Below are 15379 nucleotides of genomic sequence, written 5' to 3'. Positions count from 1 at the left end.
CGACACTTGGGATATATATTCTCGTGATAAGTGCAATTTGCTTTATGTCCTCCGGACACGCTGAGCCGCACGCTCCGCGTGAACGCTAACGTGTCTAACCCAACCTACAAATTGTTACTTCCCGAATCAGGACTATTGTATAGCAACACCAAATTCTTTTAAACTATCATGATTCGCATTTGACAATAAAATGTTGCTTATGATGGTTAACGATACTGAGTATATTCAACAGGATGCAGCTAGTCGGGTAAAGGTGTTGAGTGAAGCACTACCTTATATACAAAAATTTGCAGGTAGAACCGTAGTAGTCAAATATGGTGGTGCCGCGATGAAGGATAGCAGCCTCAAGGATAAAGTTATCCGCGATGTTGTTTTCTTATCTTGTGTCGGCTTACGACCGATTTTAGTACATGGTGGTGGCCCAGAAATTAATACTTGGCTTGGTAAAATAGGAATCGAACCGCAGTTTAAAGATGGTTTGCGCGTGACCGATGCTGCGACAATGGATGTGGTAGAAATGGTATTGGTTGGTCGAGTGAATAAAGAAATAGTTGCCAAAATCAACCAAGCCGGTGGAAAAGCAGTAGGTTTATGCGGTAAGGATGGTAACTTAATTACAGCTCGTCACCAAGGTCAAGATGATATTGGTTTTGTGGGAGAAGTTAGTTCTGTAAATACCGAAATTCTAGGAACTTTGGTCGAAAGTGGTTATATTCCGGTAGTTTCTAGCGTCGCTGCCGATGAAACGGGGCAAGCTTATAACATTAATGCCGATACAGTAGCTGGAGAGATTGCTGCTGCATTAGGTGCAGAAAAGTTAATTTTGCTTACCGATACACGGGGTATTTTAGAAAATTATCAAGATCCTTCTACTTTGATTGCCAAAGTAGATATTACAGAAGCTCGCGGCTTGATTTCAAAAGGTATTGTTGCTGGAGGTATGATACCAAAAGTCACCTGTTGCGTGCGTTCGCTGGCTCAGGGAGTACGTGCGGCGCATATTATTGATGGTCGCATTCCCCATGCTCTTTTGCTAGAAATCTTTACCGATGGTGGTATCGGCACAATGATTCTTGGCTCTCAGTTTGGGTAAGTGTTGCGATTGGGGTTTTGTAGGTTGGGTTAGACACGAGCAGGCAATTTGAAATTAAAACGAAAATTAATGTTAATCGTTTCGTAACCCAACATCAGTATTGTAGAGAAGTAATAATATTTCTTGTTAAACAACGAAGTTGGGTTACGGCGGAATTGAATCTTCTGAGTTTATGCTCTAAATAGTTACCCGCCTAACCCAACCTACTAGCTTTATTATTCCCAATTTACCAAGGGGAATTAATCAAAATCCGCGAAGCTGGCTGATGATAACCTCGTCGCCGCGAGTTGCGATAACGTCTTTGGTTTCGGGGACTTTTGATAATTGTCGGGTTAACTAAAACTGGATTAATAAATGTAGAGTTATAAATTGTTCTCGATCTCCGGGGTTTGGAAAAATAACTTTGTGTAGGTATATGTCCCGTCGCCGGATTCACGGGTATGGGTGTGGGAATGGGACTTCCATAAATAAAATTACCTACAGTCGGATTATGTCCTCTGTAGTAGGGAGTACTGTCATTAATGATGATTACAGACTGAGCGGAGGCTGGTGCAGCTACAGCACCTATTAAAGCAGCAACTCCAACCGCAAAATACGGTTGCAAATTTGTATTCTTAAACATAATAATTGTCCTAATTAAGCACCGAGGGCTATAAGATCGGTGAATCTACCTAATATTTATATTTTAAATAGATTTTAGATAGATTTTAGAGTTTTTCTCAAAGAAAATACTTACCTTTACAAAATATTCTTAAAAAGTTGCATTAAAACGGCAAAATAAAGGCTGATGGTTATTTATATTTTTCAACGTGAGTTCTGAAAGTTTAGAAATTGCTAAACAGCGCTACCGTAATGGTAAAGCTGCTTTTGAAAATGGTAAATATCGCCAAGCTGTTGAGGAGTTGAAAAAGGCTTGTGCTTTATTGGAGCGCAATACTCGACTTGGTGGTGAGGTGCAAATTTGGTTAGCAACAGCTTATGAAGCGTCTGGGCAAAATCGAGAAGCCATAGAGCTTTGCGAGTTGCTTAAGCGTCATCCTTACCCAGAAACCAGTAAAGATGCCAAGCGATTGCAATATATTTTTAAAGCACCTAAATTGGAACGTCCGAAAGAGTGGATGACTGAAATACCCGATTTAGCAACGTTGTCCGATAAAAGTAAAATTCGTGTGGCTGCGTCTCGTAAAAAATCTCCCGCAGTTAAAGAAGTCGAGGAAGTAGAGTTTATCGATCTTAGTCAGGTAAACACTCAAGACAATCGCTTTATCTGGCTGGCTTTAATTGTTATTGCTGTGACTTTGGGTAGCTTATTTTGGTTAAGTTTTTAAACAATTATCCGAAGCGGTGCCACGAACAAGAACAAAATCTGAAAATCGATAAACTAATTAAACTCTGTAATTATGTCACAATTTCGCTATCAAAGAAATTCTTCCCGTATTTCGACGCGATTAGTTAAAAGCCTTTTTAAACGAATACGGCTTGTATGTATTTTATTGTTAGCATCTCTGTTACTTTCTGGGTGTGTGGATTACGATTTAGGAGTAAATTTCAACAATGCTAATTACGGTAAATTCGTACAGCATATTAAATTGGCAGAGAAACTAACAAGTTTTAGCGGCGATGCCGTTTATGAATGGTTGGATAGCATTGAAAGACGCGCTCGCGAACTAAACGGAACAGCAAAAAGAATTTCTCCCGAAGAAGTAATTGTAACTATTCCTTTCAGCAATGGTAGGGAACTGCAAAGAAAATACAACACATTTTTTAACTCCAGAAATGATTCTAAATCTAGCTCTAAAAAAGCGGAATCGGAATCAGAGCTACCGAAAATAGAATCAAATTTAGTTTTAAAGCAGAGTAATTTTTTACTGTTAGTACGGAACCAGTTAATTTACGATTTAGACTTGCGTTCTTTGGGTTTAATTTCCAGTAAAGGTAACGCTTTAACTAACACTGGCTCAATTATTGATTTGGAGTTCAATTTGAACACTCCTTGGGGAGCTTCGGGCATTGAAGAAACTGAAGATGCGATCGAACCGCTGAAAAACAACAAGCAGCTTTCATGGAAACTCAAATCCGGACAGCTAAATCACCTTGAAGCGGTTTTCTGGCTTCCCAGCCCAGTTGGAATTGGTACTTTGTTAATTGTTCTATTCGTTGGATTAGGATTTTTCCTCAGATACAGCTTTATGCCAGATCCAAAGATTCAATTTTCACCAGTTAACAGCGAGCAGTGTTAGCGAAGCGTGTCCCGAAAGGGACATACAGTTAGGAGTTAGGAGTTACGAGTTAGGAGTTGTTAAGGTTAAAGGTTAAAAGTTCAAATTCCCCTTGTCCCCCCCTCCGGGTTGCGCCACTTGCTACAAGTCGGGGAACCCGCCCAACGCAGTGGCTTACCATCGCCCCATCTCCCCTTCCCCTCCTGTTGCCAATTCCAAAAATCCGTGTTAAGAATACGTAATTTATGATACGCAGAAAATATCTGCTGTCACAAAAACCATTAAATTGCAGCGGTTGTGAAAAAAAGGCTTGTATTAGTATTTACCTTTGTAGCGATTAACTTTGGTTCGGGATGCTCTCAAGCACCGATATCGGGTTCTACGAAAACTGAGACACCGATCGTTGTTGCTGCATCGGAGTTAGAAGAAAAAGAAAAACCAAACACTTCTTTGGAGCAAGTTCTAGAAAACCTGGAGAAAGTAGATAAAAGCTTTAACAGAACCGTTTTCTTTCTGGCAAAAGTAATCATAATTTTACTGAGTCTTGCCGTTATCCAGCGAATTATAATTTTAGTTGCTTCCCGTTCATCCCAACTAATTGTAGATAATTTTACAAACGCTTCTGGTGCGGAAGGGATGGAGTTTGTTTTACCAGGTTTGAGTCAGTTGGGACGAGAAAGATTGGTTCGGGAAATGAAGGGAGTTCACCAACGTCTCAAAGAACATATTAATGTTAATGGGCTGCGAACTTATCGTCATCCAGACAAGTTACCTCTACCTCAAACAACTCCGGATGAAAGACTGTCTAATTTAGTCGCTTCGTTAAACGAGTTTACACCGGATCAAATCGACCCTTTAGTAAGTTTGCTCAAAATTATTTTCCCCCCTTATGGAACCAAAGTAACTAGTATCTTGCAAAGTCAAGGTGAAGATTACAACAGACTGGGAATAACTTTTGAAGTTACGGATATTCAGGGAAATGGTGCTTCTAAGCTTTACACTATTTGGGAAGAAAATAAAACAGAAAGTGTAACTGACACGGTAATTGAAACAGTAGCGAAAACAGCATCTAAAACGGCATCTAAACCTGTAGCTGATGAAGAATTTGAGTTACCAATTATTGAGACATATCCCGAATTAAAAGACCGTTTCAGGTTGTTATTAAAACCTGCTACTCGGTGGTTGGCGGTGGAACTTTCAAAACGAGAAATGCTAGCTAACGTGCCTTGGTACTATCTAGGCAATTGGTGTGAAAGATATCAATCGCAAATACATAACTTTTTCGGTGTAATTAATTATGCCAGCGCTCCAACTCATGGCAGCTTTTTTTACCAATTAGCGATTGAAGATTTGCAAGCAGCTGTAGAATTAGACCCTAACTGGTATCAGCCTTATGAAAATTTAGGCGATACTTACAGCACTCAAGGAAGAGAGTTTCAGGAAAATAAAAGAATAAATCTTCAGCGACAAGCGATTTTGCAATACGAAAAAGCACTCGTGAGATGTGAAGATGAAACTGTAAGACGGAGAATTAAAGTTGGTAAAGCAATGGCGCAATTACTAACAAAAGATCGAACTCTCGTCGAAGAAGCTCAAACAGAAATACAGCTATTAGAGAAACAGTGGAATGCGGAATCCGATTTAAGTTCGCGATTTTTGTACAATTTGGCTTCGTGGTATGCAATTTTTAGCGCCCAAAATAACGGTGACGAGCAAACAAAGCAAAAAGCCCGTCAGTACTTAATTTACGCCTTACTTAGAGATGGCGATCGCAATCTTTGGGATTGGGCAAGTAGAGATCCAGATTTCCAAGGAGTGCGTGAAAGATTTACTGATTTGCAATATGTACTGATGAAGAAATTAGATAAGATTCACGAATTGCCTGAAATGACGGGGGAAAGATTTGTTAAACACGTCGGAGAAATCCTTAAGGAAATGAACTGGATTTAATTGCCTTCCTTGAATCAAATATAGAATTAAATATAGGAACGAATCGCGATGTCTGAGAAAAAAGGCAAAAAATTGCCAATCAAAATCAAAACTTTGAGCAAGAAATCTCAAGAAGAAGAACATATTCAAGCTAGCAAAACTGATACTTCAGAAAACAGTACCGAAGAAGATTTGAGTCAAAATTGCAAAGCTGAAATTACCAAGAAAAACAGTAAAATTCGTACAACTATAATTACAGCCGAAATTCCTTCTACCTCTCCGAAAATTGTTGGACAAATACCACCGTGGGACGATGACGAAGATTCTCAGCAAGAGGATAAATCAAAGCCTCCAACAATTACGGCAGAAATACCATCTGAGGAGGAAAAATTCGATTTGACACCGAGAGTAACAGGAGAAATTCCTCCTTGGGATGATGAGGAAGAAATCAAGCCATAATTATGAATTATGAATTGCTCAGATAAGTTTATAAAGGCACGGCGAATGTCGTGTCTTTTGTTTTGGGGGATTGGTTTTAGGTTAGAAATAAATTTTGAGAAGTCCGATATAATAATTTACTATTAACCCACGGAGGTGGGTTTCGCCTTGCGTAGCAGCGGTTTCAACCGCCAGTTTTACCAACACCCAATCTTTAAGGCGACAACCGCTCAATCTTCCAACTACCATCTTCCATTCTTGTATAAATTAAACGGTCGTGAAGACGGCTCGAACGCCCTTGCCAAAATTCAATTTCTGCCGGTATAACTCGAATTCCACCCCAATGAGACGGACGAGGTATTTCTCGATCTTGATATTTTTCTTTTAATTCTTCTAAATGTTGCTCAAGTACTTCTCGATTTTCGATAACTTCACTTTGATTTGATGCCCAAGCACCCAAACGACTGCTCAAAGGACGACTGTAAAAATATTTATCTGACTCACTGTCTGAGACTTTTTCTACTCGTCCGCAAATTCTTACTTGACGCTGCAATTCTGCCCACCAAAACACCAAAGCAGCTTGAGGATTTTCCGCTAACTCTTGTGCTTTATCGCTATTGTAGTTGGTATAAAAGACAAAACCGCGTGCGTCAAAATCTTTTAATAACACCATTCTCGCCGACGGTTTACCTTCTGGTGTGGTAGTCGCCACCATCATGGCGTTTGGTTCTAGGATATCGGCACTCAATGCTTGATCGAACCATTCTTTGAATTGTGCAAAAGGATTAGAATCGATCTCGGCTTCACTTAAGCCCTGCAAGGTATAATCTTGACGAAGTTCAGCTATATTTTTATCCATTACAATTGTTTGATTGCAAAATATAGAAATACTACAAAATAAAAAAAATATATGCGGATGCGCCGTTGGGCTTCCCTAAAAAACTTATTAGTATATGGTTTGAGCGCCCCAATTATAGCTCTTAATGTGGGACTGCTCTCTGTAATTTTTCATTACTTTCGGCATCCACTTACTATTTTAAGTATTGCAGCAATCCTAGCTTTTTTGCTTAATTATCCAGTTCGATTTTTAGAACGCGCCCGTATTTCCCGTGAATGGGCGGTAACTATAGTTTTATTATTGACTTTAACGCTGCTGATTTTGATCGGTGTTACCCTCGTACCCCTTGTCATTAATCAAACTATCCAACTCACCGATAAAATCCCCGATTGGTTAAACAGCTTCCAAAGCCAGTTAGAACAACTTGAAACAATAGCCAAAAAACGAAGCTTACCACTAATAAACTTAAAAATATTAGCCAACCAAACTAATGCCAGCATCGAAAACTTGCTCAAGGAATTACCGCTTGGTGCTGTGGGATTTGCGGGAACCCTGGTATCAACCTTAGTCAATACTATCTTAGTTATAGTGCTGGCTTTTTATATGCTTTTATATGGCGATCGCGTTTGGTATGGCTTGGTAAATCTCTTACCTGAAAAAATCCGACTTCCTTTAAGTAAATCTTTACAGTTGAATTTCCACTACTTTTTTCTCAGCCAATTTTTACTAGCACTGTTCATGGTGGCAAGTCTTACACCAATTTTTTTAGTTATCGGAATTCCATTTGCTTTTTTATTTGCTGTAGTCATAGGGATATCCCAACTTATCCCCTTTATTGGAGCTAGTTTAGGTATTGGCTTCGTTACTATATTGCTGCTGCTGCAAAATTGGTGGCTAGCAACTCAACTAGCATTCTTCTCAATATTGATGCAGCAAATCAAAGATAATTTGATAGCCCCAAAATTGCTAGGAAACTTTATCGGACTTAATCCCATCTGGATTTTCGTGGTGATTTTAGTCGGCTTCGAGATTGCAGGATTACTAGGAACTTTAGTTGCCATTCCCATCGCCGGAACTGTTAAAGGTACCTTCGACGCTATTCAAAAGCAGGGAGCAGTGAACAGTGAACAGTGAACAGTGAACAGTTATCAACGATCAATTATCTCAGTGTATTTCAAAATAGTAGTGCGAGCATCTTGCTCGCTTGCGATTATTCGCTGGGCAAGATGCATAATCTGACGGACACACTCAGTTAACGCACTTCTTATAATTTCACGCCCTTCCTAATTCCTAACTCCCTACTCCTAACTCATAACTCCTAACTTATTCCCGATTAGTAGTCTTTAATACTGGTTATAGAAAAAAATTTTAAGTAGTCTATAGAGGGATAGATAAATGCCAATGAAAAATATATCGTTTAGCGGAATGCTAGGGCAGAAAAGTTAGGGAAAAGTTAATTAAAAATTATGTCTTTAGCTTTTGTGTAGCTATTTTTACCTTACTTCAGTATAAAGACGAAAATTAAAATGTTATTTTTTTTCTGAGTAAAGGTATAAAAATATCGTGATATACTTTTTTGGTGAATTTTATTCTTATACTTTATTGGTCGTATGCGTGTAACGAATTATATCAAGGTTGCACAACTAATATTTACCACTCATGGCGGGTATTGATTGGAAAGACCTGGTAAAAAATAGCAACAATTAATTACTTAACTAGATATCCAATGAGACAAGTAAATTTTGCGATAATTTTTATTTTTTGTTTAGCTTTCGCTTTATTCAGTATAGAAAACACAGAATTAGGAACTATTCATCTAATTCCAGGTATGGAAGTACAAGCACCAATTTCAGTTGAGTTGCTTATAGCATTAGGTAGTGGTGGGATTTTAGCTTGGTTCCCACCGCGTTTGGACTCACTTAGAAAGACTATTATGGTCTGGTCAAAAAGTTCGTCAAAAGAACGTTCAAATTCAACAATTAGAATCTCTTATTGAAGAGTACCAAGCCCAAATTCAATCCTTACAACCTTCTTTACCAACAGCTAGCGATTCAGCTAACGCTTGATGGGGAGGTGGGGAGGTGGGGAGATGGGGAGATGGGGGGACAAGGGGACAAGGGGACAAGGGAATAAGGGGATAATTTTTAACTCCTAACTCCTAATTCCTAACTCTGAACTCCTAACCTTTAACCTTTAACCTTTAACCTTTAACCTTTGACCTGCAATTCTGCCCTTTCACAAAAATTTTAGTACTTGTCGATGGATGCTTCTGAGCTTTTAGAAACGATCGCACAACTTATTCATCAAGCCGAACAAGGAGAAATCGATCCTTGGGATGTGCAGGTAGTTGAGGTGATAGACCGTTATATAGAACTCATGGCACCTGAGAAAAGGAGGAAGAGGTATGAATCAGATTTATCTCAGTCAGGACAAGCATTTTTATCGGCTTCAATGCTGGTTTTATTCAAAGCCAACACTTTGATGGAATTGCAATCGGCAGAAGATGAACTAGATGCTTCTTTAGAAGATCAGTTTCTGCTTGATGGTGAAAATGGCTTGAATGAGCGTATAGCTAGGCTGCCTTTGGAGAAACAGTTGCGGCGAAGACGTTCGGCAATGCCTCCACCCGCTCGTCGGGTAAGTTTACAAGAGTTAATAGACCAGTTGCAGGTAATGGCTAACCAACTGCAACTGGTACAAAAAACTAGACCTTTGGCGAAAAAACGCCAGCCCGGTATTAGAACTTTAAAGGCAGCGTTAGAATTAGCACATCAAGAAAATCTCACAGAGGTTGCTGGAGAATTAGAAAAAGTTTTGCAGACTAAAACTGCCGAGCTGCATCTAGGAGAAAGCTGGCTGAATTTGGAACAGTTGGTAGAGTGGTGGTCGCAAACTCAGTCAATATCGGATTTGGGGAAAGATCATTCTCATGGTGAAAATTCTCATACAGTAAGCGTATTCTGGGCATTACTGTTGCTCTCGGCTCAGTCGAAAGTAGAGTTGTATCAAGAAGATTTCTATCAGGAAATAAAAATTCGCTTGCTTGCAGAATGCAATAGTAATCCTATGTCTCAAGCAGCAAGTTAATTTTTTTGAGTACCGATAACAGATATGGCTTTTTAAAGTCGTTCTGGTTTTGGAGAAAGCTTTGATGCGAGCTTTGAGTTGGATACTCAAATGTGAGTAAACTGGAATATTGGCAATTTCAGATAGTTTTATCTGCCAATACCCATTATATGAATGCATTATAAGGGCATTATCCGTGCTTTTAGGGATGACTTCATACAAATAAAAACAGATGATGAAGTATCACTTAATCTATGTAAACTGGCTTGTGGTTGAGGACTAAGTATTTATGAAAGCAATGATTTTGGCTGCGGGTAAAGGTACTCGCGTTCGTCCGATTACCTACACAACTCCCAAACCGATGATTCCCATCCTGCAAAAGCCAGTGATGGAATTTTTGCTTGAACTATTACGGCAGCATGGCTTCGACCAAATTATGGTCAACGTTAGTCATTTAGCTGAGGAAATCGAAAGTTATTTCCGTGACGGTCAGCGATTTGGTGTAGAAATTGGTTATTCTTTTGAAGGTAGTATTGATAATAACGGTAAATTAGTCGGAAAAGCCATCGGTTCTGCTGGCGGAATGCGAAAAATTCAGGACTTTAAAACGTTTTTCGACGATACTTTTATTGTAATGTGCGGCGATGCTTTGATTGACCTGGATTTAACCGCAGCAGTGAAATGGCATAGAGAAAAAGGTTCTATCGCCACAATCGTCACTAAAACTGTACCTCGGGAAGAAGTTTCTAGTTACGGTATTGTTGTTACTGATGATGATGGCCGTATTAAGGAATTCCAAGAAAAACCAACTGTTGAGGAAGCTAAAAGTACTAATATCAGCACTGGTATTTACATTTTTGAACCAGAGATATTTGAACATATTCCTTCTGGAGTTGAGTATGACATCGGTGGCGACTTATTCCCTAAGCTTGTGGAAATGGGTGCGCCATTCTACGCTCAAGCAATGGACTTTGAGTGGGTAGATATTGGTAAAGTTCCTGATTATTGGCGAGCAATTCGCGGTGTACTTTCAGGAGAAATTAAAAACGTACAAATCCCCGGTAATCAAGTCAAAGAAGGAATTTACACTGGTTTAAACGTTTCCGTAAATTGGGACAAAGTAGATATTACTGGCCCAGTTTACATTGGTGCAATGACCAAAATAGAAGATGGAGCTAAAATAGTTGGTCCAGTTTATATTGGCCCTTCTTGCTGCGTATGTAGCGGTGCTACCGTAGAAAACAGCGTGATTTTTGAATATTCTCGGCTTGGCCCTGGAGTCATGTTAGTTGATAAGCTGGTTTATGGTCGTTACTGCGTCGATAAAACTGGAGCATCAATTGATGTTCAAGCAGCTTCTTTGGATTGGTTGATTACCGATGCTCGTCAAGCACCACCTGCTCACAACCCCGCAGAACGTCAAGCGATCGCCGAGTTATTAGAGACAAAACCTAGCTGAGCGGGAATTACAATATAAAACTTAGTAAAACCTGGTTTCTTGTTTTTAGAGAAGCCGGGTTTTATTTTTGGGAATGGGTACAAGTCCAACACACTCGAAACCTCACCCCGTCCTGCGGACACCCCTCTCCTTGTCAAGGAGAGGGGAAGGATTTGGACACCCCTCTCCAAAATAGCGGAGAGGGGAAGGGGGTGAGGTTCCGAGGTATTGATTCAAGAAGAAAGATAAGTATACCGACTCAAACTTTGTTCGTAAGTTTGCAATAGTCGCTGGGATTGGGCGATGGTGATCTGGTTTGCTTCTAAGGCTTGTTCGCAACGCTGACGAATTCTTTCTATCATGTCTTCGGCATCGTACTGTACGTAACCTACGACTTCGCTCATCGTATCGCCTTTAACTACGTGCTTAATTTGATAACCTTTGGGTGTAAGCTCAATATGAACTGTATTCGTATCGCCGAAGAGGTTATGTAAGTTACCCATGATTTCTTGGTAAGCCCCATTAAGAAACATTCCTAAGTAATAGGCTTCTCCCGGTTTAAAAGTATGCAGTTCCAAAACAGATTTAACGTCTCGCGAGTCGATAAAGCTATCAATTTTTCCGTCGCTGTCGCAGGTTAAGTCAGCTAAAATACCGCGCCGCGTGGGTTCTTCATCCAAACGGTGTATGGGCATAATCGGGAATAACTGATCGATCGCCCAACAGTCGGGTGCCGATTGAAATACAGAAAGATTTATGTAATAGATAGAAGACATAATTATTTCTAGATCTTCCATATCGTCGGGTACGTATTCTTGCTGTTTAGTGATGTTAAGAATTTTATAGCAGCAAGCCCAGTATAATTGTTCGGCTTTGGCTCGTTCCCTCAAAGATAGAATTCCTAAATTGAAACGACTAATGGCTTCTTCTTTAAACTGAACTGCATCGTGATAAAACTCTTGATAATTCTCTTCGTTGATAGATTGGAAGGTTTCCCACAAATAGGAAATAATGTGAGATTCACCTTCTTGAACGGGTTCGGGTGGTTCTAATGGTACTTCGCTAGTACTGAGAACATCAAAAATTAGTACCGATTGATGGGAAGCAATAGCTCGTCCGCTTTCGCTGATAAGTGTTGGTACGGGAATATCTTGTTCTCTACAAGCATCTTTTAACTCTGCCACAATGTCGTTGGCATAGTTTTGCATATTGTAGTTTTTAGAAGCGTAGAAATTGGTTTGAGAACCGTCATAATCAACCCCCAACCCGCCACCGACATCAAGATATTTCATATTTGCCCCCAAGGAAACTAACTCCACATAAATGCGGCTTGCTTCCTGGATAGCATCTTTAATTACATTAATAGCCGAGATTTGCGAGCCGACATGGAAATGCAAAAGCTGTAAAGAATCCAACAAATCGGCATCTCGTAACTTATCAACACCGCGAATGATTTCGGGAATATTCAAACCGAACTTAGCGCGATCGCCACTTGAAGTTCCCCAACGTCCCATTCCTTGAGTGCTAAGTTTGGCGCGAATTCCCAAGATTGGTTTAATTTCTAATTGGCGGCTAACTTCAATAACTAAATCAACTTCTTCTATTTGCTCTAAAACTAAAATTGGGGTTTGCCCTAGTCTTTGAGCTAACATCGCAGTCTCAATATATTCACGGTCTTTATAACCGTTACAAATTAACAAAGCTCCCGCAGTATCTAACAACGCCAAAGCAATCATTAATTCCGGCTTAGAACCTGCTTCCAAGCCAAACTGATTGGGTTTACCAAACCGGACTAAATCTTCAATAAAATGCCTTTGCTGATTGCATTTTACGGGAAATACACCTTGATAAACGCCAGAATAATTATAGCGAGCTATAGCTTTAGCGAAACAAGCATTAAGGCGCTCGATTCTGTCTTCTAAAATATCAGAAAAGCGAATTAATAGAGGTAAACCCAAATTACGCTGTTTAAGGGCTTTAACCAATTCATACAAATCCAGAGAACCACCACGTTCGCCTTTTGGAGAAACCGTAACATGACCTGCCGCGTTTATGGAAAAATAAGGCTGTCCCCAACCTTCAATGCGGTACAGTGCTTCACTTTCTTCGATCGTCCAATGACTTCGGGGCGAATCCGATTTCGTACTAGGTGGCAAAAGTTTCTGAATTTTTTTATTGTTACTGAATTTAGCTTTAGCTTTTTTTCCATTCAATGAGAAATTTCCTATTCCAGATGTAGCACCAGACTCAACACCCATTTACTAGTCACCTTCCTACTTTCACCCACGATACAATTTAACGCATTCCTGTTTAAGTGGGAATATACGTAAGGTATAAATTTTTGGGGATTGGAGAGAGGGGGATGGGGTGATGGGGGGATGGGGTAATGGGGAGATGGGGTGATCGCACAGCCACTAAGAAGGCGCGGGTTCCCAAGGTAGCGCGTTGCGGAGGTTTCCTCCGTTGTAGCCACTGCCGCCGCGTTGAGAGAAGTGGCGCAACCCGTAGGGGGGACAAGGGGAGATTAATTCTTAAAGATTTCTACAATGCCCCATGCCCAATCCCCAATTCCCTATTGACAAAAAGCGAATCGCGACGGACAAATAACAAGTGATAGATTAATTAATTTATAGGAGATAGTGATGGAGCGCACATTTTTAGCCATTAAGCCTGATGGCGTACAGCGTGGGTTAGCTGGTGAAATCATTCGCCGCTACGAAACCAAGGGCTTTACTTTAGTTGGTTTGAAATTCATGAAAGTCAGCCGGGAATTAGCTGAATCCCATTACGACGTTCACAAAGAAAGACCGTTTTTTGCTGGCTTAGTAGAATTTATTACTTCTGGCCCTGTTGTCGCGATGGTTTGGGAAGGTGAAGGTGTTGTTGCTGCTGCGAGAAAGATGATTGGTGCAACCAACCCCCTAACAGCAGAACCCGGAACTATCCGTGGTGATTTTGGAGTTGATATTGGTCGTAATATTATCCACGGTTCCGATGCTATCGAAACCGCACAAAGAGAAATTTCTTTATGGTTCAGCAATGATGAATTAGTCAGCTGGCAGCCAGAAGTTATGCCTTGGTTGAATGAGAAATTTTCTAAATAATTAACAACTAAGATTTTCTGGAGATGGGGAGATGGGGAGATGGGGAGATGGGGAGATGGGGAGATGGGGAAGACAAGGGGACAAGGAGAAAAATAACTAACTTCCAATTTCCAATTACCAATTACCAATTACCAATTACCAATGCCCCATGCCCCATGCCCAATTCCCTACTCCTAACAACTAACAACTAACAACTAATTTGTGTTTTCGCTTTCTTCTGTCCGCTTGGAAAATCCCCAGGCTAAAATTATTGCGATGGCAGTGACTATTACCCACTGAGGGGGAACTAAAGCTTCGTTGACTACTCTCAATAATAAACGCAAGCCTACGAATGCGACGGTAATATAGCCTGCATCTTCGAGGTAGACAAATTCATCCAACCAACGAATAAATAAACCTGCCATAAATCTTAGGGTAATAATACCAATGGTGGTTCCCGTTATTACCAACCATTTCGTATCGGAAACGGCGATCGCAGTGGTTACGCTATCCAAGGAAAAAGCTAAATCGGTAAAGGCAATTACGGGTATTACTTGCCATAGCGATGCATAGCGGGCAGTATGTTCGCTACCTTCTTCGTCTTCATCGGTAGTGAAGTGTTGAAATACCAACCATAGTAGATAAGCTGCGCCGATTAACTCGAACTGCCAGTATTTTTGTACCCAAGTAGCCGTTAAAAGCAAAGTAATTCGCAGCACGTAGGCAACGACTAAACCGAAGTTAAGCGCTTGACGTTCGAGTTCTTTGTCTTCAAGCCCTTGAGCAATGGCAGCGAGGGCGATCGCGTTATCTGCCGATAGAATGGCTTCTAAAAAAATTAGAATAAGTAGGACTATAGTTGCTTCAATACTGAAATTATATTGAAGATAATCAAAAATTCGCTCTAGCATTAGGGATTTCTCAAACAGCGCAATTAAAAGTTACCAGGTATTGAAAGTTTATTATCGCTTTTTGTAATAAAAAGCTACTCTACTTAAAGCTTAACCTCCAAAAGCAACTTTATAAATATCAAAGTTTGCTCTATTAGGTATGGTTTTCCTACCGTAAAATCCGATTGACAATTAGAAGCGTAGTTAGTAAAGGTTATCTAATGCAAGGATAATTAACGATTGCTACAGCTTAGATGGTTATTAAACTTAATTATTATTAATCCAATAGGACATATTTTTTTGAAAGTAAATACGCAAGCCTTTGTAATTAAGGTATAAAATTAAATAGTTAAATTAGTTATTTTAAATAAAGCTGCTTGGCTGA

The 15379-nt window shown here is 40.0% G+C and carries 14 protein-coding genes; 10 read left to right on the top strand and 4 right to left on the bottom strand.

Annotated elements, in window-relative coordinates; all coding sequences use genetic code 11:
- Positions 1-202: 202 nt before the first annotated feature.
- The gene (argB, locus tag ACM03V_RS11955) at positions 203-1093 is read left to right on the top strand and encodes an acetylglutamate kinase (RefSeq protein ID WP_414621031.1); all 891 of its coding nucleotides are present in this window, start codon (positions 203-205) and stop codon (positions 1091-1093) included.
- Positions 1094-1319: 226 nt separating this feature from the next.
- Here argB and ACM03V_RS11950 read toward each other — a convergent pair whose 3' ends face one another.
- The gene (locus ACM03V_RS11950; protein WP_414621004.1) at positions 1320-1715 is read right to left on the bottom strand and encodes a hypothetical protein; all 396 of its coding nucleotides are present in this window, start codon (positions 1713-1715) and stop codon (positions 1320-1322) included.
- A 187-nt stretch (positions 1716-1902) separates the two neighbouring features.
- Here ACM03V_RS11950 and ACM03V_RS11945 point away from each other — a divergent pair, with 187 nt between their 5' ends.
- The 4 genes from ACM03V_RS11945 (at position 1903) to ACM03V_RS11930 (ending at position 5700) form a co-directional block, all read left to right on the top strand.
- Complete coding sequence (locus tag ACM03V_RS11945) at positions 1903-2421, top strand: hypothetical protein (RefSeq protein ID WP_414621003.1); 519 nt, start codon at positions 1903-1905, stop codon at positions 2419-2421.
- Between the two features lie 72 nt (positions 2422-2493).
- A complete protein-coding gene (locus ACM03V_RS11940) occupies positions 2494-3333 on the top strand; it encodes a DUF3153 domain-containing protein (RefSeq protein WP_414621002.1) in 840 nt (279 codons plus the stop codon).
- Positions 3334-3609: 276 nt separating this feature from the next.
- Positions 3610-5262 (top strand): hypothetical protein, encoded by a 1653-nt coding sequence (locus ACM03V_RS11935; RefSeq protein WP_414621001.1) that lies wholly within the window; start codon positions 3610-3612, stop codon positions 5260-5262.
- A 48-nt stretch (positions 5263-5310) separates the two neighbouring features.
- On the top strand, positions 5311-5700 hold the full coding sequence (locus ACM03V_RS11930; RefSeq protein WP_414621000.1) for a hypothetical protein: 390 nt from the start codon (positions 5311-5313) through the stop codon (positions 5698-5700).
- A 193-nt stretch (positions 5701-5893) separates the two neighbouring features.
- Here the strand turns inward: ACM03V_RS11930 and pdxH are convergent, their stop codons facing one another.
- Positions 5894-6538 carry a pyridoxamine 5'-phosphate oxidase gene (gene pdxH / locus ACM03V_RS11925; protein ID WP_414620999.1) on the bottom strand — a complete coding sequence of 215 codons (645 nt, stop codon included), beginning with the start codon at positions 6536-6538 and terminating at the stop codon, positions 5894-5896.
- A 57-nt stretch (positions 6539-6595) separates the two neighbouring features.
- Between pdxH and ACM03V_RS11920 the strand changes: the two genes are divergently transcribed.
- The 4 genes from ACM03V_RS11920 to ACM03V_RS11905 all read left to right on the top strand — a co-directional run bounded on the left by ACM03V_RS11920 (position 6596) and on the right by ACM03V_RS11905 (position 11042).
- A complete protein-coding gene (locus ACM03V_RS11920) occupies positions 6596-7651 on the top strand; it encodes an AI-2E family transporter (protein WP_414621030.1) in 1056 nt (351 codons plus the stop codon).
- A 592-nt stretch (positions 7652-8243) separates the two neighbouring features.
- Entirely contained in the window at positions 8244-8513 is a 270-nt protein-coding gene (locus ACM03V_RS11915; protein ID WP_414620998.1) for a LapA family protein, read from the top strand.
- 263 nt (positions 8514-8776) lie between these two features.
- A complete protein-coding gene (locus ACM03V_RS11910) occupies positions 8777-9604 on the top strand; it encodes a segregation/condensation protein A (RefSeq protein WP_414620997.1) in 828 nt (275 codons plus the stop codon).
- Between the two features lie 268 nt (positions 9605-9872).
- A complete protein-coding gene (locus tag ACM03V_RS11905; protein WP_414620996.1) occupies positions 9873-11042 on the top strand; it encodes a sugar phosphate nucleotidyltransferase in 1170 nt (389 codons plus the stop codon).
- A gap of 212 nt (positions 11043-11254) precedes the next feature.
- On the opposite strand, the gene speA is transcribed toward ACM03V_RS11905, so the two are convergent.
- The gene (gene speA, locus ACM03V_RS11900) at positions 11255-13279 is read right to left on the bottom strand and encodes a biosynthetic arginine decarboxylase (RefSeq protein WP_414620995.1); all 2025 of its coding nucleotides are present in this window, start codon (positions 13277-13279) and stop codon (positions 11255-11257) included.
- Positions 13280-13663: 384 nt separating this feature from the next.
- Between speA and ndk the strand changes: the two genes are divergently transcribed.
- Positions 13664-14125 carry a nucleoside-diphosphate kinase gene (ndk, locus tag ACM03V_RS11895; RefSeq protein WP_414620994.1) on the top strand — a complete coding sequence of 154 codons (462 nt, stop codon included), beginning with the start codon at positions 13664-13666 and terminating at the stop codon, positions 14123-14125.
- Positions 14126-14319: 194 nt separating this feature from the next.
- Here ndk and ACM03V_RS11890 read toward each other — a convergent pair whose 3' ends face one another.
- Entirely contained in the window at positions 14320-15015 is a 696-nt protein-coding gene (locus ACM03V_RS11890) for a TerC family protein (protein ID WP_414620993.1), read from the bottom strand.
- Positions 15016-15379 lie beyond the last annotated feature (364 nt).

The organism is Calothrix sp. CCY 0018, assembly GCF_963920925.1.
In the GTDB taxonomy this organism is placed as follows: Bacteria; Cyanobacteriota; Cyanobacteriia; order Cyanobacteriales; family Nostocaceae; genus Rivularia.
This window is presented reverse-complemented; position numbering and strand designations above follow the sequence as displayed.

Excerpts from the sequence above, each read along its gene's own strand:
- argB (WP_414621031.1), top strand. The coding sequence starts at position 203 with ATGGTTAACGATACTGAGTATATTCAACAGGATGCAGCTAGTCGGGTA.
- ACM03V_RS11950 (WP_414621004.1), bottom strand. The coding sequence starts at position 1,715 with ATGTTTAAGAATACAAATTTGCAACCGTATTTTGCGGTTGGAGTTGCT.
- ACM03V_RS11940 (WP_414621002.1), top strand. The coding sequence starts at position 2,494 with ATGTCACAATTTCGCTATCAAAGAAATTCTTCCCGTATTTCGACGCGA.
- ACM03V_RS11930 (WP_414621000.1), top strand. The coding sequence starts at position 5,311 with ATGTCTGAGAAAAAAGGCAAAAAATTGCCAATCAAAATCAAAACTTTG.
- pdxH (WP_414620999.1), bottom strand. The coding sequence starts at position 6,538 with ATGGATAAAAATATAGCTGAACTTCGTCAAGATTATACCTTGCAGGGC.
- ACM03V_RS11920 (WP_414621030.1), top strand. The coding sequence starts at position 6,596 with ATGCGCCGTTGGGCTTCCCTAAAAAACTTATTAGTATATGGTTTGAGC.
- ACM03V_RS11915 (WP_414620998.1), top strand. The coding sequence starts at position 8,244 with ATGAGACAAGTAAATTTTGCGATAATTTTTATTTTTTGTTTAGCTTTC.
- ACM03V_RS11910 (WP_414620997.1), top strand. The coding sequence starts at position 8,777 with ATGGATGCTTCTGAGCTTTTAGAAACGATCGCACAACTTATTCATCAA.
- ACM03V_RS11905 (WP_414620996.1), top strand. The coding sequence starts at position 9,873 with ATGAAAGCAATGATTTTGGCTGCGGGTAAAGGTACTCGCGTTCGTCCG.
- speA (WP_414620995.1), bottom strand. The coding sequence starts at position 13,279 with ATGGGTGTTGAGTCTGGTGCTACATCTGGAATAGGAAATTTCTCATTG.
- ndk (WP_414620994.1), top strand. The coding sequence starts at position 13,664 with ATGGAGCGCACATTTTTAGCCATTAAGCCTGATGGCGTACAGCGTGGG.
- ACM03V_RS11890 (WP_414620993.1), bottom strand. The coding sequence starts at position 15,015 with ATGCTAGAGCGAATTTTTGATTATCTTCAATATAATTTCAGTATTGAA.